Origin of the sequence: Pseudobdellovibrio sp. HCB154, assembly GCF_046267985.1 — a bacterium.
Lineage (GTDB): Bacteria > Bdellovibrionota > Bdellovibrionia > Bdellovibrionales > Bdellovibrionaceae > Pseudobdellovibrio.
The window spans coordinates 2,009,693-2,029,893 of sequence record NZ_CP176530.1 but is presented as its reverse complement, the minus strand read 5'-3'; the positions used below and the strand labels follow the sequence as shown (position 1 = coordinate 2,029,893).

Sequence of the window (20,201 nt, the reverse complement as noted above, 5' to 3'; positions counted from 1 at the left end):
ATTAGTTTTTCACTCCGTGGGCGCGTGATTCAGAAATACCGTTTGAAGACATTTCCATAAATTGAGTTTTATCACGCATTTCAGCGATGGTTTGTGCATTCATGTAAGTCATACCAGATCTAATTCCACCGCACAGTTCGTGTAACACATCTTCAACGTGACCTTTAACGTTTACGAAAGTTGATTCACCTTCTGGCGCCATGCCTTTTGGCATATCACCGCGCCAAGAAACTTGCGCTTTTTTAGAAGCCATACCACGGTATTGTTTTTTACCATTCACGATATCGCCCGGTGTTTCGATAGTTCCTGATAACATTGAACCAAGCATGATTGTCGAAGCCCCAGCTCCGAAAGCTTTCACCATATCACCTGAAGTTCTGATACCACCATCGGCAATAACTGGAACATCGTAAGACTCTGCCGCTTCAGCGCAAAGAGCGATCGCAGTTAATTGCGGAACACCACAACCAGTGATGATACGAGTTGTACACATAGATCCAGGACCGATACCAACTTTAATGGCATCAGCGCCAGCTTCGATCAAATCAATCGCGGCATCAGGAGTCGCTAAGTTACCAGCGATAACTTCTAAGCCTGGGAATGTATCTTTTAGCCATTTTAAAGTATCCATCATCGCCACTGAGTGACCGTGGGCGATGTCGATTGTCATTAAGTTGACACCAGCTTTTACAATCGCGTGAGCGCGCTCTTTAAAATCAGCGTTTACGCCGATTGAAGCGGAAATAATATTAGCGCCAGCAGCTTTGACTTCTTCGATCATGGCAACTTGTTTATCAGTATCCATAAATCTGTGTAAAATACCTAGGCCACCGAATTTGTGCATAGCAATTGCCATGCGGGCTTCTGTGACCATGTCCATGTTGGCAGAAATGATCGGTGTTTCTAAAAATTTAGTTTTAGTAATACGAGATCTCAAAGACGGATCTTTACGCGATTTCATTTCAGATTTTTTCGGCATAATTAAAACGTCGTCAAACGTTAAGCCGTGATCGCGGTTTTTAATATCTTTCCAGTTAAACATTAAGCCCATAGCTTTGTCCTTTCGAGTCGTCGTCTTTAATAAATTTTAAGATTAATTTTAAAATATAGTAATGAAAAATAATTACGATCACCGCATCAACCGCTGTCAGCATTGAGGCGTAAACAAAGTACTCGCGAAAGACGCGGTATTGATCCATACCAAGGGATAAAGCCATCGGTAAGATAAATGTAAACATAGTCATGTAGACTAATAACCAAAACCAGTGTTTCTTAAAAATCTTTTGCGCAAGCTTTAAGGCATCAACTTCGCCGGCCTGATAACGTTTCGAGAAGAACACCACAAATGGAACGGGCATATATAAGAAGAATTTAACGATACCTGGAATAATAAATAGAAATGTCCAAAGAAATGTCTTACCCCAAGAGCGCAGAGTTTCTAAAAACGATAACTCAAAGTGTTCGCCGATAAAATCAGGAAGGTTGTTTGGAATAAACTGGTTGTAATCTTGGTCTTGAATCGAACGGGCTAAAGCGTAACTTGCAAAAAAGCTAATCAGTAACGGAAAGAAAAGTGATGAAAAAATAGAAACCGAACCATAAAACCAAATGGTCTGTGATAAACCCTGCGGCGAACGCAAAATAGCTTCAATTTTAGAATTTATAAACTGATCTAGGGTGCCTGAGACTAATAACGCTAAAAAAATCGGCAGAAATGCGACTTTTATCGCCTTGAAGATGTTGAATGTTCTTAAATTTTGTTCATTAGACACAACATGATTCATCATTGGCTGAGATGCTAAATGAGTCAACGAAAAGTCCTTTTAAATTTTTTATGAAAAGGCGTGACAAAGTGTTCGGACACCCTTAGATTCAAAACTCACTTTTTAATGGTGTTACTTTCAGTGCCTCGGTGGTGAAATTGGTAGACACACAGGACTTAAAATCCTGAGCTTCGTTAACACGGGCGTGCCGGTTCAAGTCCGGCCCGAGGCACCATTTAAATTGAATCTTAAATCCCAAGCCTTAAAACTTGGGATTTTTTTTGCCTAAAATCTTAAGCTTAAAGCGAACGTTCATACACTAAAGATTTTGCTTGTTCTCCATCGACATAAGTTTTTGTGCGCGAGCCGATATACTTAAAACCATAATGTTGAATTGCTTTTTTAGAAACTTCGTTTTCTTCACGATGGGCGACAACCAAGGCGATAATGTTTCCTTGCTTCTTGGCCCAAGCTATACGCGCTTCAAAAAGAAGATCTGACAGATGATGACCGCGGTATTCGGCTTTGATGTAACTCTGGCCCATCCAGGCGCGGTAGCTTCGGGGATCATCGTTTTCGCGGTGAATGCTGGTGACACCGATAATCTGACCTGTATCAAACAGGCCAAAGATCGCTCCGTTTTTGTTGGTGATGCGTTCAATCCAATTTTCTGAAATAAATTCTGACTCGTCTTCAGACGTCGTAAAACACTCAGACTCTTTGGCAAGAGCTTCCATACGAATTTCGCGGTACAGGGGCCAGTCGTTTTCGTTGAGCTGGCGAATTTTTATTTCTGACATACTTCATTACTTTAAGAGTGCAGTAATCAGTTCAGGTAGGCATCTGTATATATTTGTTATAAGCAGGAATTTTGTCCCTGATTCGGTAGCAGCATGATTCTTTTTGCCCTAACTCGCGTTCATCCGTTACACTTTAAACATGTCGATCATTTCTATTCCCGCAACGTTCATGCGTGGCGGAACAAGTAAAGCTCTTATGATTAAAGCCGAACATTTACCGGCCGATAAATCCCAATGGACTGATTTACTTTGTTCAGCGATGGGAAGCCCTGATAAGTTTGGAAGACAACTCAATGGTATGGGCGGCGGAGTTTCATCAGTATCAAAAGTCTGCGTTGTTGCAAAATCTGAAAGAGCTGACGCTGATATCGATTTTACTTTTGTGCAAGTGATGGTTCATGAACGCGCGCTAGATATGTCAGGCAACTGCGGCAACATGCTCTCAGCGGTTGGGCCATTTGCTGTCGATGAAGGATTAGTCAACGTCGAAGGTGATGAAGCTTTCGTAAGAATTTATAACACCAATACGAAAAAAATTATGCACTCGCGCTTTCCAGTTAAAGATGGTCAAAGCGTGTACGCAGGAAATTTACAAATTCCAGGAGTTTCTGGAACAGGAGCTCCGATTCGTCTTGATTTCATTGATCCCGCAGGAGCTACAACAGGAAAGTTTTTACCGACGGGTTCTGTAATTGACACTTTAACTTTAGCTGATGGCACACAAATCAAAGCTTCACTTTTTGATGTGGCGAATGCGTGTGTGATCATTCGTGCAAGCGATGTCGGGCTTACGGGTTACGAACAGCCTGAAGAACTTGAAGCGCGTAAAGATGTCTTAGTAAAACTTTCTGAAATTCGTATTGCAGGTTCACTGGCTATGGGAATTAGCCAGACGCGTGAAGAAGCTATGAGTAAAGGCCAGGTTCCTTTTATCGCTTTTTTATCAAAAGCCAAAACTAAAGACTTAGATTTTAATGCACGTGTTATTTCAGCAGGGCAGCCGCATAAAGCACTTCCGTTAACAATTACCCTTTGTCTTGCGGTCGCAGCCAAAACTAAAGGTTCAATCGCATTTGAAATGATGAGTTCACATGGTCACGAACAAGTTCGTATTGGTATGCCATCAGGTGTTCTTACCGCCGGTGCTGTGATCGAAGACAAAATGGGTGTGACTAAGCCATTATCTGGCGCCTTTTTTAGAACCGCACGAAAGTTATTTAAAGGCGAAGTCTACGTAACCGGATTAATCTAAAGTTGCATATTCAGGGGCTTGGGCATCCGTATTATTTGCTGGAAAGAGTTTGATCCACTCTTTCGATGAATCTTGAAATTCAACGCGTACAGAAAAATAATTTCCCGCGACGGAATCGTGTTTATTCCACAGACCCGCTTTTTTAATCTTTTTAGCTGCTAGGCGCGCTTCGGTATCTTTAATTTCTAATAAGGCTTTACGCGCGAGCTTTCCACCGACAGTGTCATAGCCGCGGTTGGCAGGTTTATGCTCTAAATCACAATCAGAAATTCGTGAAAGCTCGGCATAGGATTCGCCTTGACCATAACTTTCAGGGTTGGCGTAAAAAGATAGCGCTTCTAAAGCAATTTTTAATTGAATTTCAAGGTCTTCTAATTGACTCATTAGAAAAACATAACAAATGCCTTATTTGCCAACAAGGTAATACTTGTATAAATTCATTCTATGAAACTTGTTTTTGCCGTTCTTGGCGCAGCTATTCTGATTAGTTCTGGTGTTATGATTTTTCTTGTGAAAAAAGGCGCAGCTCTTAGGCCTGCAGGAGTTATTGCACCTTCAGAGATTGGAACAAAAGCTGATCTGATTGGCCAAGCGGTTGGCCTTCGTCTTTTTCCTGATTTTCAAACAACTAAAAACGTAGTTTGGTATTTAGATGTCGCTGATGAACCGTTTGTGAATATTCCAGAAAGTACTTTGGCTAATTATCAAACTAATTTTAAGCCTGAACTTTTTGACCTGCGTAAAAATCCACAAGCTTCTTGTCTTGAAAACTGCTGGTACGTGCAAACAGCGAATGTGGCTTTGCCAGAAGCACTTCTTCAAAAAATAAAGACTGAACCTAGTATAGAAATCTTTGTGCAATACTTTGACCGTGATGAAAAGGTTCCTGAAGTTTGCGAAAGTGAAAAAACTCTTGAATTGAAATGTGTACGTCCGGTGAGTGTGCGTGAAGTTCGAAAAAAACTTAAAACGCCGGCGCCATATTTTTTCATGCGAAGATATTTAGATTCGCAGTTTTATCTTTTTATCGAAAAAGCAAAGTGAGTGATTCATGGCTATTCTTAAAACAGTAAATAAAAAAACTAAAGACGGTCTTGATGTTTCTATTGAAACACCACCGTTAAATGATGCCGCCGAACTTTTAGAAGTGGCTCGCCGAATTATGAGTGAAAGTAAACATCTGTTAACTCAAGGTGATGAGTTTAATTTTACCGTTGAAACACAAGAAAAGCGCATGCGCGATTTCAGAGAACATCCGGACGGGTTACAGTTAGTCGCCAAGATCAATGGTAAAATCGTTGGTATGCTTGATTTTAAAGTTGGCGCCCGTCGAAGAATTGCTCATCACGGCATGATCGGCGTGTCGTTTGTGCCTGAGTTTGCAGGTAAAGGTTTAGGCCGATTACTTATGACTGAACTTATTAACTGGGCCAAAGAAAACCCGCGCATTGAAACTTTACGTTTGCAGGTGCATGCGACAAATGTTTCTGCCATCGCTTTATATGAAAAATTAGGTTTTAAAGTTGAAGGCCGTGAGCTTAAAGGCATCAAGCTTGAAAATGGCCAGTACGACGATGTGTTGACTATGGCCTTATTCGTTTAAACAATCATCGCAGCGCATTTAGGGTCATACTTTGACCCAACCAAAATTCACGTAACCTTAAAGATAATCCCGGCGTAGAAAATATAAATCACGAAAGGATTATCTATGAAATCATTATTCATCGCCTTAAGTTTAAGTTTTTCTATCACGGCTTTAGCCGACACAGTTTCGCAAACAGCTACGGGCATTTCGCTGGATGCGGCCTGGAAACAACAAGTTTACGACTACGCCAAAACTAATGTTAAACACCCATCATGGGGCTTAACTCACTCCGAAAGAAACTATCAAGTGTCGTTAGATCTAGCTGCTAAAGAAGGAATCGTCATTGATCGCGACGTTTTATTTGTCAGTGCCTTTTTGCATGATTTAGGTGGCATTGCTGGCCATGAAGCAGAAGGCGTTGATCATGCCGTTAGATCAGTTGAATTGATCGAGCCTTTGTTGGTGCAATGGAAATTTCCGATGCAGAAGTTCGAGCAAGTTAAAGAAATGATCTTAGGCCACACTTACTACGGCGAAAAACCAAAATCGCTGCAAGCGCAAGTTTTTCGTGACGCCGATATTCTGGATTTTTTAGGAACTATCGGGGTTGCTAGAATTCTAGCGATTGCCCAAGAGCCTGGCCGCAGTGATGGAACTCTAAACCCACCGGTCAGTATTCTAAAAAGTTTTTCAAAATCTATGGCCGGTAAATGCAGTCTTCAAGCTTGTGTTAGAATGGCCGAACCACGTAAAAATGAACTTGATCAGTTTTTACAAAGCCTAGATTTACAAAGTTTTGGTGGCAAAGCTCTCTAAGACATCCGTCATCTTGTGAAAGAAAAGTTCGGCCCCAGTTTCAATCAACGAGCTTTTCTTGGCATAAGGGTCCCATAAAGCGGCGCCACGGATGGCGTTAATATTCTTTGCACCATTCATATCTGTGGGGCTATCGCCAATCATAATCATTTGATCTTTTTGCGCTTGAGTCCAATCGAAACGAAGGCTTTGGGCATGCGGTTTTGAGTTAGTTGTGGTCGCGAAACTTAAAGTTATAAAAAAGTCTTCGATCTTGTGGTGTTGTAAGATTTTTCGTGCAGAATATTCATCGCGCGCCGTCCACAGGTGCAACCGGTAGCCTTGGCTTTTAAGGTGGGTAAGTGTTTCAAGCGCGCCCTCAAAAAGTTCGTAAATGTAATTATCAGAAATAATACCCCATTCAGCCATGGCTTGTTTTTGCTTTTCCGGATCAGCTAATCCAAACGCTTCAAATAGCTTTGGAAAATCGGCTTCAAACTTATCAATAGACTCTTGCAGAGAAACTTCGCGACCTAGGGCATTTGTAAGCATTTGACGGTTAATTTCAAAAATATGCTCGCGCGAATTAATCAAAGTGCCATCAAAATCAAAAATAATTTCTTTAATTTGTGCTTCTTCAATTTCTATAACTCGCTCTAAAGACAGATGATGAAACTTAGCTTGTTTTTCATTTTTAAGTTTTAAACAAAGCTCTGGGTTAAGAGTTTTATTGCCGCCTTCGGTAAAGTTAAGATGAGGGTGTTTAGCTTTAAAGATAGAAAAATCTTCGCGAATTACAAATTCAGCATGTTCAAAACCGGTTTGATAATTAGCACCGGCCTTAGGAGCAGGTAATTCAACAAGCTCAATATCATGAGTCGTTGTTTTAAAAGGACGATGTAACTTAAAAGTCGAAATAGCACGGCCATTCACCATAGCTTCGGTTAAAAGCTGAGCGTATTCTGATAAGGCCAATTTGTAAAAGCTGTATTCTTCAGTAGTGCCGACGCGAAAACAAAGATGGTCGCATTTTAAAGCCTGAACGTGGATTTGTTGAATCTTAAGTTCAGCTGTTAAATCTTCAAAAAACTGCTGGCCAGCCGCTATAAAGTTATTTAATTGGAATTCAGTTGTTTTCATAAGCTTATTTTCGCTTTTTTTGTATGTAATTGTAAATTACATAAAAATCAATTAAAGTGTGCTTTATGATTACATATCCTAATCTTTACCACCTTAAATACTTTGCCGATGCCGTAGCTCTTGGAAGCATTAGCGCCGCCGCCCAAAAAAACTTAGTGACGCATCCGGCGATCAGCCGTGCTATATCGGCCTTAGAAACACATCTTGGGACAGAGTTATTAGTGCATCAGAAAAAGAATTTCAAAGTGACTGAAGCTGGTTACAAAGTAGCAGAACAAGCTGAGCTGTTGTTAACCAAAGCCGCCGAGTTTCAATCGCAAAGTCTACAGGCCGGCGAAGCACAGGCCATAGAAGTTAAAATCGGAATTTCGCGAAGCTTAGCGCCAAAGTATTTAAACACTTTACTTAAAGAGCTGCGCGCGCAGTTTCCCCATTTAACAGCGAAGGTGAGTTTTGGTACAACGAACGCCATTATTGAATCTATCGCCGACGGATCGCTTGATATCGGCATCACGATTGGAACTTTAAATTTACCAACGCTGACGCAGATGGTAGTTAAAAAAGGCCAATTTGTTTTAGCGGAAGGTGGGTCTAAAAAGAACTGGTCAAAGCCGATCAAAGAAAAATCTTTTATTCTGACTGAACCGCGCAGTGAAACCGAAAAACTAAAAGCCAGTTACAATAAAGAGTTTAGCAAAGCTTTTCCGCTGCTATTTGAAATCAACAGCTGGGATGTGATCGGCGAACTGGTGCAAAGTGGCTTAGGGGTCGGGCTTTTACCAGATGTTGTGGTGAATGATTGGAAAGAGGGTTCGTACCAAATTTTAAAAACTAACTGGTTTCAAAGCTCTTATGAAATTTACGTGCATAAACTTAAAACCAAAGCGACAAACCGGGTTTTAGCGGTTGCGAATAATATTTTTTAATTTTTAGTACGGTAAATGTGATCTAAGGGGCATTCTGAACTGAGTGCCTTTTTTAAATTTTTTTGGAATTTCTTTAAGTCTTTGATCTTTTGATTAAGCTCTTCAACTTTCTTTTCCATAGCTTGGTTAACTTTTTGTTTTTCTAACCCAGTTCCCACCATGGCTTTAGCGAAAACTTTGATTTCATTTAAAGTAAACCCTAAATTCTTGGCATAGATTAAAAGCTTTAAAAGTTCTAATGAATCATTATTGTACTGACGATAGCCATTGTCTGAACGAAGGGAAAGAATAAGCCCTCTTTGCTCGTAATATCTAATAGTTGAAGGTGGGATGTTCAGTTTTTTTGCTACTTCGTTAATTTTCATAAAAAGCCTCTTGAGGTTAAAGTATACTTTAAGGTTTATAATAAGTAAATTGGAGATAAAAGATGAAACCTTATTTGGCTTTTTTGATACTAGTTTTTTTTAATTTTACCTTCGCCGCCGAAGTAAAGCTTGCGCAAATTAAAACCGGAGATGCAAAAAGCTCTGAATCTTTAGTTTATAAGGGCGGAAAGATATTTAAACAATCGATTTCAAATCACACAGCCTTTTTAATTAAGCATGATAATGAGTACATCTTATTTGATACCGGGCTTGGAAAAAACATCAAAGAGCAGTTTAACAAAGATATGCCGTGGTGGGGAAAAGCTCTTTTTTCGTACGAGAATGTAAGCCCTGCGGTTTTACAGCTACAAAAACAGAATATCACGGTGAAAGATATTTACCTGTCCCATTTGCATTGGGATCACGCCAGTGGGCTAACGGATTTTCCAGCAAGTAAGTTTCATGTGCCTGATATTGAAATGAAAGAAATTTCAGATCCGCACGTTCCCCCGAAAGCAGCCGCTTTTTTAAAGTCGCAGTTTGAATTTAGCCAGGAGCAGTGGAGTGAATATAAATTTAGCCAAAAAGAATTTATGGGATTTGAAAAAACCTTTGATGTTTTTGGCGATCAAAGTGTGGTCTTAGTTTCTCTTCCTGGACATACGCTGGGTTCAGTGGGGATGATTGTCACAACGGCTAAGAAAAAATATTTTCTAGTTGGAGATTTAGTTTGGCGAAAAAAAGCGCTCGAGGCTTTGGCGCCTAAGTTTATTGTAGCCTCCATGATTGTTGACGGAAATCGTGACGAAGTGAAAAGCACGATGGAAAAAGTTTTAAACTTTCACAAGACATACCCTGAAGTTGAAATTATTCCCGCCCATGATGAAGAAGTGCAAGGCCCGTTGGGGTATTTTCCAAGCTGGGTTAATGAATAAAAATTATTTTCTAGCGTCTATTGGTAGGCGAGCCGTGAAAGTAGTTCCGTGAGTGGGGTTACTTTCAAGAGAAACAGAACCATGATGTGATACGGCCAATCCTTGAACAAGTGAAAGACCAATGCCCCAGCCTTTTTGTTTGCTGGCTTTGGCGAACTCGGTTCTTTGATAAGGGTGAAAAAGTCGTTTCTGGTCTTCAACAGAAATTGGATTTCCTAAATTGTGAACGCCGACTTCTAGATAATCGCCATCGCGTTTAATAGAGATCGTGATTGGCGTATCTTCCGAACCATATTTAATGGCGTTGCTGGCCAGGTTTTCAATCATGCGGTGAATAGCCATGTTGTCCCAGAACACGCGAATTGTTCCAGCCGGATTCTGTACGGCAAATCTTTTTCCATGAAGATCTTCGAGATCTTTGATGGTATGGGCAAGAAGCTCGTCGAGTTGATGTTCTTCGATAAAGATGGGTAAGCCTTCGTTGGCTTTTAAACGATTGGCGTCAAGTAAATCGCGAATCATACGGTCGGCACGATCAATATTGTTCATGATGCGGTGAAGGCACTTTTCAATGATATCCGGAGTAGTGTTTTGAAGTTGTAAAATTTGGGCACTCAGTTTTACAGCCGCAAGTGGTGTTCGTAAGTCGTGGCTTAAGGCTGAGACAAATTTTTCGCGTAAATCTTTTTCTAATTCTAATTCACGTAAGCTTTGTTCCAGCTTTTTGCGCGCTAGAACTTTTTCGGTAACTTCTCTTGGAGTGGCGAGGATGCGGAAGGGTTGTCCGTCACCGTAATCAATGCGTGAAAAAGTCGTATCGAAGTAGCGCTCTTCGACTTGGCCAGTTGTATTGTTTCTAAGATGAGCCACGCCTTCATGAGAGAAAAAATGTTCTCCGGTTTCATAAACTTTTTTTAAGATTTCCGGAAAGCGTGAATTTGCCAGTTCAGGAACGGCCTCAAGTAGAGGTTTACCTAAAAGATTGCGACCTGGATAGATCGACTGATAAGTGTCGTTCAGCATTTCGTAGACCATTTCAGGGCCTTTGAAAATAACTAATGGGGCTTCGCTGCCGTAAAATACAGCCTCAAAATTCAGTTGTTCGGTGGTTTGCGGGTTCCCCATATGAGCTCATTATATGGCGCTCATTGGGGAATGTCAGCCCTTAATCAGGGGATATTTGATTATCTGACTTTGATCAGAAAAATAAATAGAGTTAACGTGATGATGACTTGCAGTAAGGCAAAGCGCACTAACACTTGAGTATTTGACCAGCCTTTATTATGGCGAACATGGTCGTGAAGCGGAAAACGAATGTTTTTTAGAAACGACACCTTAAAAAAGCGCATGATCGCGACTTTAACAAGGCCTGTACCACCGTTGACCATGAGCACCGCAGATACGATCAAAATACAAAATGGATTTCCAGACTTAATCACAAAAACTCCAAGTAAAAATCCTAAAGCACGTGAACCAGCATCACCCATTAATAAAATCGAAGGGTTGGCGTTGTACCAAAGATACCCCAAAATACAGCCGACCATCGAAAAGGCCATCATTCCCCAGACGGCACCATCGGCATAATGTGGGAGTAACAGATAATGTGAAATTTCTTTGTGACCTAAAATAAAATAAAGTAGGGCGCCTAAACTTGTAAAAGCAAAGGCTGTTAAAGTTCCCGATAATCCATCGACACCGTCGGAGCAGTTTGTTGAATTGATGGTGGCCCAAAGTAAAATCGTTGCCAGTGGCACAAATAACCAAAGCGGCATCAAAAACGTTTGCGAAGTAAAAGGTAACCAGATTGAAACATCTTTCATTCCGCTAAGAAGCAAGGCTGCGGCAATGGCTAAAACCATGTCGATTAAACCTTTTTTGTATTCGCCCCATGAAGTTACTGACTTATCATCAAGCCAACCTGATAACATCGCTCCAAAAGTTAAAGTCAGAATTCCTAAGATTTCAAAAGACCACGGTAAGAACAGAAGTTCGATAAAAAGAAACAAGCAGATAAAAATAACGCCTGCACCAGTGGGTTTGCCGGCCGCCGCGGCACTCTGAACCGCATGGTTACGGCCGCGGTCACGCGGAAGTTTGTGCATAAGCCGCGGAAGTAAAATGAATGTTAATAAAAAACAAGAAAGAACACTAAGGCCGCTTAAAACTAAATGCGAGGTTAATAGACGAAAGGGGCCAAAATATTGTGCGAGAAATTCACCTAACCAATAAATCATTATGCTTACTCCAAGAAGTTACCCTTTTAGTATAAGAGTAACTTCTTGATTGAGCCAAGCATCTATTTAATTTTTTTAATTGGCATAAAAACTGATAACGCCTTCATAGATTTTTTCTAAATCTCCCACAGTCAGCTTAGAAATTGAATCTTTGTGATTACCTAAGATCTGTAAGTAAATTGATTCACGCGTTGATTGATTGTCTGATAGCTGCACCGCTTGGCCTTCGGCCGACAGATAAAAAGCATCTGATGATTGGTACTGGCTTGGGTTCACACGCACTTCTGTGACTTGAGTTAAAGAGCCTTGCTTAATCGGAAGAAGTTCGCTGCCGCTTCCATCTTTGGAACCGTAGGCACCTTTACGTTTAAAGCGAAAAGTAAGGCGTAAGGTGTATTTGTCAGTCGAGAATATTCCACCTTTACTTTTCTCCCAGGTCGATGAGTCGTACTGGGCTGGGGTTTGAATCGTTTGGTTGATGCGAACATAGATCGGCTTATTCGCTTTAGCTAAAGCCGTTAAGGGGATGTTGGATAAACTTCCTGCGTAAGAAGTTGATGTCAGCAAAAGGGTAAGTGCCAGTAAAATCTTTTTCATAAGTTAAATCTCCTTAATTTATACAAGCCAATATTAATGCAAGAAGTGTTTAAAATAAGATCGAATACAATTGGGGTACGTTGTACAGAGCTTGTACAGCAGCAAAAAAAGTTTCACTGTTAAAATGCTGCAAACGATCGTGTAATTACCAAAAAGACCTAGACGGCGGTTGTGAAGCTCCTTTACCATCTAAGGCATGCTTGAATTACATTTTTCTATCGAAAATGAAAGTGAACTGGTGAATGCCTTTCGCTTGCGCGATCAAAAGAAATTAATGTTGCCTCAGGGCTTACCGTATCCGTTTAGTGTAAGGTCTTATTTTACCTGGCAAGATCCTAACGGTATTTACACGTACTTGGTTTTTAAAATGCCGAACTGGGATATGCCCCGTGGAGTTACTTTAAAACGAACAACAACAAACGGTGAACCCACAGGGGGAATCTGTAACTGGTGTCATGCTTACGGATCTTCTGATGAAATCGGGATGCTATCTTTAAATTTAAATGCCGATACCAGCGTTGGTTATCAAATTTGCCAAGATTTACGTTGTATTGAAAAAATCGAAGAAGCCTCAGCCCGTGCTGGCAAAAGCCCTGAAAAACCGATTGATCAATTGTACCAGCGTATGGCGCGTCTGTTTGAAAATATGAAGCAGGCTAAAGCTGATTAGACTGTTTACTGTAGAATCGATGTTTTCTTTAAGGGTCACAACGTATAATCCTTAGACATTATTTGCTCCTGAACTCCCATAAAACGCCACTTGCTCTGGTATAAGCCTCGCAAAGCTTGGTTGAGTCACATGGGAGAGTTCTATGTTAAAAGCTATCGCTCCAATCTTAATGTCTTGTTTAATTGCTGCTCCGGCGTTAGCCGCTGACGGTGCACCTCAACTTGATGGGCCACAAGCTAATCAATTTATGACGATTGTTATTTCAAAGCTTTTAAACAGTATCGATTTTAATAGAACTACAATTAGCTTTAATGCGGCTGATATCAAAATCGGACCTAGCAAAACGGGCCGTAACTCAGTTTTAAGTATTGAAAAGTTAAATGCTGGCGCTAATGTTCTGTTTAAGCAAGATATCGTGATCGGTACAGATGAGATTTTACCGAGTCTTCCGATGCAGGCGCAGTTTAAAGATTTAATTCCTAAAATTTCGGTTCTTTTAGATGGTAAAAAGTTAGTGGCTGAAGTGACTTCACAAAGTGCTGATAGTTTTAAAATCTCGGCTAATTTTTACGATGCCAAAAATTCTACAATTTTAAAAGCTGTTTCTTTACCGATTACCTTAGGTAACTCAGTCAGTTCAAATTTATTAAGTCTTAAATTTACTTCTTTAACACTTGAATTAAGTGCTCCAACAGCGGCAGAACAAGCAAGCGCTTTAAAAGAGTTAGATATTCAAGATAAGTCGAATTTAAAAGTAACTTCAAAAGTTGCAGGTAACTGCTCAATCACTGACAACACAAACTCAGTTTCGCAAAAATTTGATACTTGTGCTTTAGGTGGATATTACTTCTTAAATACACAAACGAACCAAAGCTTTCCGGCTATTAAATTTAAAATTTCTAAATAAACGACGGGAATAATTTATGAAAAAACAGATTATTGCTGCAATTCTAATAGTAAGTACATGTTTGAGCAGCTTTGTTAAAGCTGAAGAAGTGGCTTGGCCGTCAAAGCCAGATCTTGAAAACACGAACTATGCGGTATTATACAGTCTAGCAAGCTTTGTCTTCTGGAACAGTGAAACTTCATTGCAACAGAACTTTGGCTTACATTCAAATCTATGTACGTACACAAGTAACCGCACTCAAAAGACATTTAAATTTAAAAAAATCGGTGCTTGTGCATTTGAAGTTGCTAAAGATAAATTACTTTCTGAAAATGCGATCAACCCGATTTACATCTGGGCTAATAACGATAAAAACGAAGAAATCGTTTTTAAACTTAATTGGGAACCGAAACTAACTTCTTTCTTCGCCGTTTTAAAACAGGCCGGTGAATTACAATTTGAAGGCGCTTTTAGATTATTGCAAAAAATCGGGTACACACCAACTTATGAAGATTCAATCGTTGGTGATATTAAGCTAACTTTCAAAAACGATGATCAAAATCAAGCTGCTTTAAGAAATTTATTAACAGATCTTTTACCTTCTCGATTTGAGTTTTTATCAAGCCCTGCTTCGGCGGCTGATATCATGAGCCAGGTTCAAGAAGTGGGTATCAAATTTTCATTTGATAAAGACCAACAAAGAGATACTAAAAAGTATTTGCTGCAAAATATTAAGGTGGATGTGGTTTTAAGTAATTACATTTTACATTTTAAAGGCCGCTCGAACATTAATCCATTAAAAGAGACGCGTTCATTTTCGTTAGATGCCCAGCTTAACGTTGAAAGAAGAGGTCAATAATGAAAACTTCAATCATTCGTTTATTTTTAGCTTTGCTGTTATTTAAGTCATCTTATGCGATGGCTGATTCCAGTGTTTGTAAACTGCGTGGTCATGCTATTACTAACTACGCTTCTGAGATTTATAAGAGAAATAATGAAAAATGGCCTGATTCGACGATCGTTAATCTTGAAGTCAGCGGCCAGATTTTAGATTCTGATCTTAAATACAGCGCGGTCGGCGAAGCGTTCGTTAAGCCTGAAGATGATATTCAATTTTCAATTATTCCGACAAGTTTAGCTTCGGTTAAGTTAGATAAAGATAGACACTTAATCTATGTTTGTGCCGAAGTTAAAGACGATGCACGCTTTACGATCGAACTTGATTTCTTAGGTAAGTCGCTATCAGGTGGCTTTATTAGTAAATTACTTCATAGTTCTGCTAAAGAAGGAAAAGTTGAATTGATGCCGTTAAAACTTCAAGTGTTATCAATTGGCGCCGACGCCGATAAAAAAGGCGGTCTTGCTAAGCTGTTATCGTTACCATTTGCGATCAATTCAAAAATTATTTCTGGTATCGCGAATACATTAGCCGGCATTACGGGTGTAGAAATTGAGCGAGTTACGTTAACTGAAAAATTCGCCATCTTAGAGGGCGGAATTGATTTAGATAAACCAAATGCGGCCCGTTTTAGAAAAGTGGTTGAATATAATTCGCCTGAATTCCAACACGTTAACGTGCAGTAGGCTTATAATAACTTAGCGCCGTTCTGAACTTTTTGTTCTGGCGTCGCTAAGATGATTGTCTTTTCGTCTAAGTAAAATCCCGTCGTAAGCACCTCTGACATGAAGTTCGCAACCTGGCGGGGTTTAAAGTTCACGACACATAGAACTTGTTTTCCGATTAAGTCTTCTGGTTTATAGGCTGCCGTGATTTGTGCTGAACTTTTTTTGATTCCCAGTTCCCCAAGATCAATTTTTAACTTATAGGCTGGCCTTTTGGCTTCGGGAAACTCGTTAGCCTCAATGATAGTTCCCACGCGAATATCAACTTTTAAAAATTCTTCCCAGGTAATGATCGGGTTAGCCTCTGACATTGTAAATAACCTCTACGCAAGTATCACCACGTTGGCGAATTTCTTTAATTTTAAAAGCGGTTTCAGTTCTACGGTTAAACAGCTTTTTACCTTCGTTTAAAAACACAGCGACAGTTTGAATATGCATTTCATCAACTAAGCCGTGATCGTGAAATTGACCGACCAGGTCTCCGCCACCCATAAGCCAAACATTTTTATCGCCAGCTAGTTTTTTTAATTCTTTATGGCGTTCAACGACATCACCTTGAACAAAACGCACATTAGCGCCTTCGATGGTTTTAAATTGACGGTGAGTGAAGACAAAGCAGGGAACTTTGTAAGGCCAAGGTTGATCATTTAAATTATCTAAAAGCCATTGGTAAGTTGAAGCGCCCATAGCAATTGAGCCGATCGTGGCTACAAACTTATCGATAAAGCTAATATCTGTCGGGCCATTTTTAAAAAGCCATAATAATGAATCATTTTTGTCGGCGATATAGCCATCAAGACTGCAAGCTGTGAAGTAGATCGTTTTCATTTTTAATCCTTTTGCCTCTGACTTTTAGTGTGAATCGCAGAAAATACTGCGTCAAGCTCTGGACGTGGCCCGGTAAATCATGAAGACTTAAGAGATGCAAAAAAGTATTACGATCATCGGTGGTGGAATTATTGGTTTATCTTGCGCGGTCAAATTGGCCGAAGCCGGGGCCGATGTGGTCGTGATTGAAAAGAACGAAGTGGGCTACGGCTGTTCCTATGGAAACGCGGGTTGGATGACACCTTGTTTTGCAATGCCGCTTCCGATGCCAGGCATGCTGATGAAATCCATGAAGTGGATGCTTAATCCAAGCGGGCCACTTTATATTAAACCCGTACCGAGTGTGTTACTTTCGCAGTGGTTAACACGCTTTTTACTTTCAATGACTGAAGCCAAAGCGCAAATAGCGATTGAAGCTTTAGTAAAGCTATCAATTAAAAGTTTACAAGATTATAAACAGCTGGCTTTAGAGTACCCAGAAATTGATATGCAGCAAAAAGGTCTCTTGATGGTGAGTGCCACGAAAGACGGTGTCAAAGCGGCGACTCAAGAAATGGATTTAGTTGCTAAATATAATATTCCCGGAAGATTTCTAACGGGCGAACAAATCAAAGAATTTGAGCCAGCCTTACGTGGAAACTTATTAGGTGGCGTTTATTTTTCGCAAGAAGCCCATGCTGAACCTTTAAAAGTTGTTCAAGCTTTAGCTAAAAAAGCGCAAAAGCTGGGTGTTCAAATTTTAGAACACACTGAGTTTCTAAAAGCCAATATCACAACTGATGGCAAAACTAAAAAAATTAAATCCATTCAAACCTCAAACGGTGAAATGGTTTCAGATAGTTTTGTTTTAGCGGCCGGAAGCTGGTCGCAGGCTTTAGCGGACGAATTATCACTGAATGTTCCGATTTTAGGCGGCAAAGGTTATGCGCTGATTGTTGATAAACTTGAAGCGCAACCCAAAGTTCCGATTATGATCGTTGATCGAAAAATTGCGATCACTCCAAGAGCAAATTCATTACGTATTGCCGGAACTTTAGAATTAGTAAACCAAGATTTCTCAATCACTGAGCGCCGTGTGAAGGCGATCTTTGATGGAGCTAAAGAGTTTTTACAAATTCCGAATGATATTAAAGTTCATGAAACATGGCGTGGCCTAAGGCCATGTACGCCAGACGGTGTGCCGCTGATCGGGTGGGCTAAAGATTATAACAATCTTATGATGGCTTGTGGTCATCAGATGTTAGGTTTGCAAGCGGGCTTGGGCACAGGCCAACTTGTCAGTGACTTAGTGATTAAAGGCACGTCTGATTTGCAAAGATCAGTCTACGATCCGGCTCGTTTTTAAAAAGAGGGTAATGTGGCTACAGTTTTTTCTCATGCGTTAGTAGGGGCTGCCATTGTTTCTCTTTTTCCGAAAAAATACCGCACAAATAAATCTTATGCTCTGGCGGCTTTATCTGCTGTAGTTCCTGATTTTGATTATTTGGGTTTTATTTCGCGTATTCCTTACGATAGCCTTTGGGGGCATAGGGGAATGACTCATTCGATTCTTTTTGCGTTACTGCTTGCCGCTGTGTTTGCTATTTGGGCCAGAAATAAAAATGAAAAAACTTACCTTGGATTTTTTATTTTATTTTTTCTAACAACGATTTCGCATGCCTGTTTAGATGCGTGCACCAATGGTGGATTGGGCGTAGCTTTTTATTCGCCGTACAATACGCTTCGTTATTTCTTTCCGTGGCGGCCCATTCAGGTATCACCGATGGGGCTGGTTTTTTTCTCAGAGCGTGGGCTGATGGTTTTAGCTAGCGAGTTTTATTGGATTGTGATTCCGTGTCTGGTGGTTTTTTTAAGCCGCGGTATTCTAAATAAAAAGTCGAAAGCTTAAAAGCTGTCTCACTCTGAAACGGCTGGTCAGTAAATAATTAAAAATTTGGTTAACAGTACTGAAATCATTTTATTTTACAGTTTTTAATTCCGACATAGGTCTTGCATGAAAAGACTAATTTTTCTTAACATTGTGTTTATTGCGCAGTTTGTTTTGGCTGATTCAGCCTTAAAATGTAGTCCGTTGAATGAACTTGGAGATAACATTCAAAATGTTCAAGATGTGAACTGCGAGCAAATTAATAAATCAGGGCAGTGTGAAGAAGCTCCTCCGGTCGATGCTAATGCTTTAAGAAATAAAATCTCAAGATTATTAGATTTATCCGTAGAACCTTCAAAAATTGAAGCGGCAAAACGTAATTGGTCAAGCTTCGTAAGCCAAAATCCTTGGGCTCCGAAAATGTATGCCGAAAGATCGCAATACGAAATTCAAGAAAAGCTTCCACCAACTCCTATTATGGATTGGTTCAGTGATCCGAAGTTTGCTGAGGGTTTGAAATCAAAAGAAGAATATAAAAAAGCTTTTATCGATAAATACGTGGCCTTCGCTGAGAAGATGGAGTGTACGCCAACTTTTAGAGCCAGCGATAATTACGTTGAGCCTCACCCTTCAGTTAAAGGTTTTACCGCTGAAAAAATGGGACGTGAAGAAAAAGACATGCGTCTTCGTAAGTTAAAAGAAGAAATCAATGACCCTAAAAATGTTCAGGCCGTTAAAGATCGCATGAAAAAAATCAGCGATGAATCAGCAGATCGTTTTTATGTTTGTCGTGATAAACCAGATTTAGACAGTAACGGCCTTCCGCCAGCGCGTTATACAGTGTCGCAGAGATATCAACCGTGCGCGGGTAATTTTAAAAAGAACTTTGCGAATAACAAGCATGATGTATCGCAACCAGAATTAGGTAAGTTATTAGCAACTCCTGAAGCCGATGAATTATCTAAATGTATTAAAGATCGTCTGGCTCAAGGGGCTAAGGTTCACCATATCTCTATTAATGCTTCAGCTTCATCATTAAATAACACAGGTGATGCTGAAAAACGTTTTTGTAAAAAAGGTTTCTTAGGTTTATCTGAAGCTCGCGCAGAGACAGCGAAAAGTAAAATCTTACCAGGTCTTTTTGAAAAAGCTGGCCAAGGCAGCTTTGATTTAAGCAAAGCTAAAATTGAAGTGAACGCCAAGGGGGCTAACGGTGACGGAACCTCTGGTCCTTGTGTTTATGAAACGAAGAATGGTAAAGAGGTGTTAAAACCTTATTACAATACAAAAGCTGGCCAAGAAGAACTTGATGAGAACAGATACGTGAAAGTTCAAGTCACATTTGAAGACACGTCGAAAAAAGTAAACGACAATATTCCAAAATACGAACCGATGTATCGTTGTAAAAAAATTGAATTTAAGTGTGAGTAACTTGATCTAACACAAAGATTTCGCGCACGCGGTCTTTTTCATTCACAGAAATAATATCTTGAGATTGCCGGTATAAAAAGCCCGGCAATTTTTTTATCTCATCCATTTTAACCACATCATTTTGCGGGCATAAAATTAAGCGTTTAGCTTTAAGTAAGTTCTTAGTCTGCAGTGATTTTAAAATCTGAAAAATCGTGTAACTGCCAACACCTGAAATCACCACATTGCCAGTCAGTTCTAAAGTTAACTCTTCGCCCGATGCCGTGATAAACCGTGTAGCTGTTGGATTTGTCGTCTGAACGATGTCGCGTTGAAAACGCTCTTCTAAGCGCACGATGATTTCAGGAACTTGATCGACAAAATTGATTTCGGGAAATAACTGGCTTTGATAAGCGTGTGATCCCACGTAACCATGATCGCAGCAAAGATCCCAAACGGCTTCACCGGTAAGGAGCTGTTTATAGATCTGCTGCAATCGAGGAGAAAGAGACGGCATTTGTTGAA

25 protein-coding genes and 1 tRNA gene are annotated in these 20,201 nt (G+C 40.1%); 14 read left to right on the top strand and 12 right to left on the bottom strand.

The window, feature by feature from the left end:
- Nucleotide 1 precedes the first annotated feature (1 nt).
- Both ACKWCF_RS09960 and ACKWCF_RS09955 read right to left on the bottom strand, forming a co-directional pair.
- Entirely contained in the window at nt 2-1,051 is a 1,050-nt protein-coding gene (locus ACKWCF_RS09960) for a guanosine monophosphate reductase (RefSeq protein WP_409477434.1), read from the bottom strand.
- Nucleotides 1,035-1,811, bottom strand: coding sequence for a hypothetical protein (locus ACKWCF_RS09955; protein ID WP_409477433.1), 777 nt, complete (start codon nt 1,809-1,811; stop codon nt 1,035-1,037). Before ACKWCF_RS09955 ends, ACKWCF_RS09960 begins: the two co-directional genes overlap by 17 nt.
- 95 nt (nt 1,812-1,906) lie before the next feature.
- Here ACKWCF_RS09955 and ACKWCF_RS09950 point away from each other — a divergent pair.
- Nucleotides 1,907-1,998 (top strand) — tRNA-Leu (locus tag ACKWCF_RS09950).
- 64 nt (nt 1,999-2,062) lie between these two features.
- Here the strand turns inward: ACKWCF_RS09950 and ACKWCF_RS09945 are convergent.
- Complete coding sequence (locus tag ACKWCF_RS09945; protein WP_409477432.1) at nt 2,063-2,563, bottom strand: GNAT family N-acetyltransferase; 501 nt, start codon at nt 2,561-2,563, stop codon at nt 2,063-2,065.
- Between the two features lie 139 nt (nt 2,564-2,702).
- On the opposite strand from ACKWCF_RS09945, the gene ACKWCF_RS09940 reads away from it, so the two are divergent.
- On the top strand, nt 2,703-3,815 hold the full coding sequence (locus ACKWCF_RS09940) for a PrpF domain-containing protein (protein ID WP_409477431.1): 1,113 nt from the start codon (nt 2,703-2,705) through the stop codon (nt 3,813-3,815).
- On the opposite strand, the gene ACKWCF_RS09935 is transcribed toward ACKWCF_RS09940, so the two are convergent.
- The gene (locus ACKWCF_RS09935) at nt 3,807-4,199 is read right to left on the bottom strand and encodes a hypothetical protein (protein WP_409477430.1); all 393 of its coding nucleotides are present in this window, start codon (nt 4,197-4,199) and stop codon (nt 3,807-3,809) included. The two genes, ACKWCF_RS09940 and ACKWCF_RS09935, sit on opposite strands and share 9 nt — an antisense overlap.
- A 60-nt stretch (nt 4,200-4,259) precedes the next feature.
- On the opposite strand from ACKWCF_RS09935, the gene ACKWCF_RS09930 reads away from it, so the two are divergent.
- The 3 genes from ACKWCF_RS09930 (at nt 4,260) to ACKWCF_RS09920 (ending at nt 6,216) form a co-directional block, all read left to right on the top strand.
- Nucleotides 4,260-4,859 (top strand): hypothetical protein, encoded by a 600-nt coding sequence (locus tag ACKWCF_RS09930; protein WP_409477429.1) that lies wholly within the window; start codon nt 4,260-4,262, stop codon nt 4,857-4,859.
- A gap of 7 nt (nt 4,860-4,866) precedes the next feature.
- The gene (locus tag ACKWCF_RS09925; protein ID WP_409477428.1) at nt 4,867-5,418 is read left to right on the top strand and encodes a GNAT family N-acetyltransferase; all 552 of its coding nucleotides are present in this window, start codon (nt 4,867-4,869) and stop codon (nt 5,416-5,418) included.
- A 105-nt stretch (nt 5,419-5,523) separates the two neighbouring features.
- Nucleotides 5,524-6,216: an HD domain-containing protein gene (locus ACKWCF_RS09920; protein ID WP_409477427.1), complete on the top strand. Its 693-nt coding sequence runs from the start codon at nt 5,524-5,526 to the stop codon at nt 6,214-6,216.
- Here ACKWCF_RS09920 and ACKWCF_RS09915 read toward each other — a convergent pair.
- A complete protein-coding gene (locus tag ACKWCF_RS09915; protein ID WP_409477426.1) occupies nt 6,187-7,335 on the bottom strand; it encodes a VOC family protein in 1,149 nt (382 codons plus the stop codon). The two genes, ACKWCF_RS09920 and ACKWCF_RS09915, sit on opposite strands and share 30 nt — an antisense overlap.
- 65 nt (nt 7,336-7,400) lie before the next feature.
- Here ACKWCF_RS09915 and ACKWCF_RS09910 point away from each other — a divergent pair, with 65 nt between their 5' ends.
- Nucleotides 7,401-8,261 carry a LysR family transcriptional regulator gene (locus ACKWCF_RS09910; RefSeq protein ID WP_409477425.1) on the top strand — a complete coding sequence of 287 codons (861 nt, stop codon included), beginning with the start codon at nt 7,401-7,403 and terminating at the stop codon, nt 8,259-8,261.
- On the opposite strand, the gene ACKWCF_RS09905 is transcribed toward ACKWCF_RS09910, so the two are convergent.
- Nucleotides 8,258-8,626: a MerR family transcriptional regulator gene (locus ACKWCF_RS09905; protein ID WP_409477424.1), complete on the bottom strand. Its 369-nt coding sequence runs from the start codon at nt 8,624-8,626 to the stop codon at nt 8,258-8,260. The two genes, ACKWCF_RS09910 and ACKWCF_RS09905, sit on opposite strands and share 4 nt — an antisense overlap.
- Before the next feature lie 62 nt (nt 8,627-8,688).
- Here ACKWCF_RS09905 and ACKWCF_RS09900 point away from each other — a divergent pair, with 62 nt between their 5' ends.
- Complete coding sequence (locus ACKWCF_RS09900) at nt 8,689-9,561, top strand: MBL fold metallo-hydrolase (protein WP_409477423.1); 873 nt, start codon at nt 8,689-8,691, stop codon at nt 9,559-9,561.
- A gap of 3 nt (nt 9,562-9,564) precedes the next feature.
- On the opposite strand, the gene ACKWCF_RS09895 is transcribed toward ACKWCF_RS09900, so the two are convergent.
- From ACKWCF_RS09895 to ACKWCF_RS09885, 3 genes are all read right to left on the bottom strand, one after another.
- Nucleotides 9,565-10,686 (bottom strand): ATP-binding protein, encoded by a 1,122-nt coding sequence (locus tag ACKWCF_RS09895; RefSeq protein ID WP_409477422.1) that lies wholly within the window; start codon nt 10,684-10,686, stop codon nt 9,565-9,567.
- 59 nt (nt 10,687-10,745) lie between these two features.
- The gene (locus tag ACKWCF_RS09890; protein WP_409477421.1) at nt 10,746-11,795 is read right to left on the bottom strand and encodes a phospho-N-acetylmuramoyl-pentapeptide-transferase; all 1,050 of its coding nucleotides are present in this window, start codon (nt 11,793-11,795) and stop codon (nt 10,746-10,748) included.
- A 75-nt stretch (nt 11,796-11,870) separates the two neighbouring features.
- Nucleotides 11,871-12,392, bottom strand: coding sequence for a hypothetical protein (locus tag ACKWCF_RS09885; protein WP_409477420.1), 522 nt, complete (start codon nt 12,390-12,392; stop codon nt 11,871-11,873).
- Nucleotides 12,393-12,588: 196 nt separating this feature from the next.
- Between ACKWCF_RS09885 and ACKWCF_RS09880 the strand changes: the two genes are divergently transcribed.
- The 4 genes from ACKWCF_RS09880 to ACKWCF_RS09865 all read left to right on the top strand — a co-directional run bounded on the left by ACKWCF_RS09880 (nt 12,589) and on the right by ACKWCF_RS09865 (nt 15,532).
- Nucleotides 12,589-13,062 carry an FBP domain-containing protein gene (locus tag ACKWCF_RS09880; protein ID WP_409477419.1) on the top strand — a complete coding sequence of 158 codons (474 nt, stop codon included), beginning with the start codon at nt 12,589-12,591 and terminating at the stop codon, nt 13,060-13,062.
- A gap of 142 nt (nt 13,063-13,204) precedes the next feature.
- Nucleotides 13,205-13,969 carry a hypothetical protein gene (locus tag ACKWCF_RS09875; RefSeq protein ID WP_409477418.1) on the top strand — a complete coding sequence of 255 codons (765 nt, stop codon included), beginning with the start codon at nt 13,205-13,207 and terminating at the stop codon, nt 13,967-13,969.
- Between the two features lie 16 nt (nt 13,970-13,985).
- Nucleotides 13,986-14,807 carry a hypothetical protein gene (locus ACKWCF_RS09870; RefSeq protein ID WP_409477417.1) on the top strand — a complete coding sequence of 274 codons (822 nt, stop codon included), beginning with the start codon at nt 13,986-13,988 and terminating at the stop codon, nt 14,805-14,807.
- The gene (locus ACKWCF_RS09865; RefSeq protein WP_409477416.1) at nt 14,807-15,532 is read left to right on the top strand and encodes a hypothetical protein; all 726 of its coding nucleotides are present in this window, start codon (nt 14,807-14,809) and stop codon (nt 15,530-15,532) included. The genes ACKWCF_RS09870 and ACKWCF_RS09865 overlap by 1 nt, the downstream gene beginning before the upstream one ends.
- A gap of 2 nt (nt 15,533-15,534) precedes the next feature.
- On the opposite strand, the gene ACKWCF_RS09860 is transcribed toward ACKWCF_RS09865, so the two are convergent.
- Together ACKWCF_RS09860 and ACKWCF_RS09855 are read right to left on the bottom strand one after the other, a co-directional pair.
- Nucleotides 15,535-15,882: a tRNA-binding protein gene (locus ACKWCF_RS09860; RefSeq protein ID WP_409477415.1), complete on the bottom strand. Its 348-nt coding sequence runs from the start codon at nt 15,880-15,882 to the stop codon at nt 15,535-15,537.
- A complete protein-coding gene (locus tag ACKWCF_RS09855; protein WP_409477414.1) occupies nt 15,869-16,399 on the bottom strand; it encodes a dihydrofolate reductase family protein in 531 nt (176 codons plus the stop codon). The genes ACKWCF_RS09860 and ACKWCF_RS09855 overlap by 14 nt, the downstream gene beginning before the upstream one ends.
- Nucleotides 16,400-16,493: 94 nt before the next feature.
- Between ACKWCF_RS09855 and ACKWCF_RS09850 the strand changes: the two genes are divergently transcribed.
- From ACKWCF_RS09850 to ACKWCF_RS09840, 3 genes are all read left to right on the top strand, one after another.
- Complete coding sequence (locus ACKWCF_RS09850; RefSeq protein WP_409477413.1) at nt 16,494-17,744, top strand: NAD(P)/FAD-dependent oxidoreductase; 1,251 nt, start codon at nt 16,494-16,496, stop codon at nt 17,742-17,744.
- Nucleotides 17,745-17,756: 12 nt separating this feature from the next.
- Nucleotides 17,757-18,287 carry a metal-dependent hydrolase gene (locus tag ACKWCF_RS09845; protein ID WP_409477412.1) on the top strand — a complete coding sequence of 177 codons (531 nt, stop codon included), beginning with the start codon at nt 17,757-17,759 and terminating at the stop codon, nt 18,285-18,287.
- A 105-nt stretch (nt 18,288-18,392) separates the two neighbouring features.
- Nucleotides 18,393-19,697: a hypothetical protein gene (locus ACKWCF_RS09840; RefSeq protein WP_409477411.1), complete on the top strand. Its 1,305-nt coding sequence runs from the start codon at nt 18,393-18,395 to the stop codon at nt 19,695-19,697.
- Here the strand turns inward: ACKWCF_RS09840 and ACKWCF_RS09835 are convergent.
- Entirely contained in the window at nt 19,684-20,193 is a 510-nt protein-coding gene (locus ACKWCF_RS09835) for an SAM-dependent methyltransferase (RefSeq protein ID WP_409477410.1), read from the bottom strand. The two genes, ACKWCF_RS09840 and ACKWCF_RS09835, sit on opposite strands and share 14 nt — an antisense overlap.
- Nucleotides 20,194-20,201: the final 8 nt, after the last annotated feature.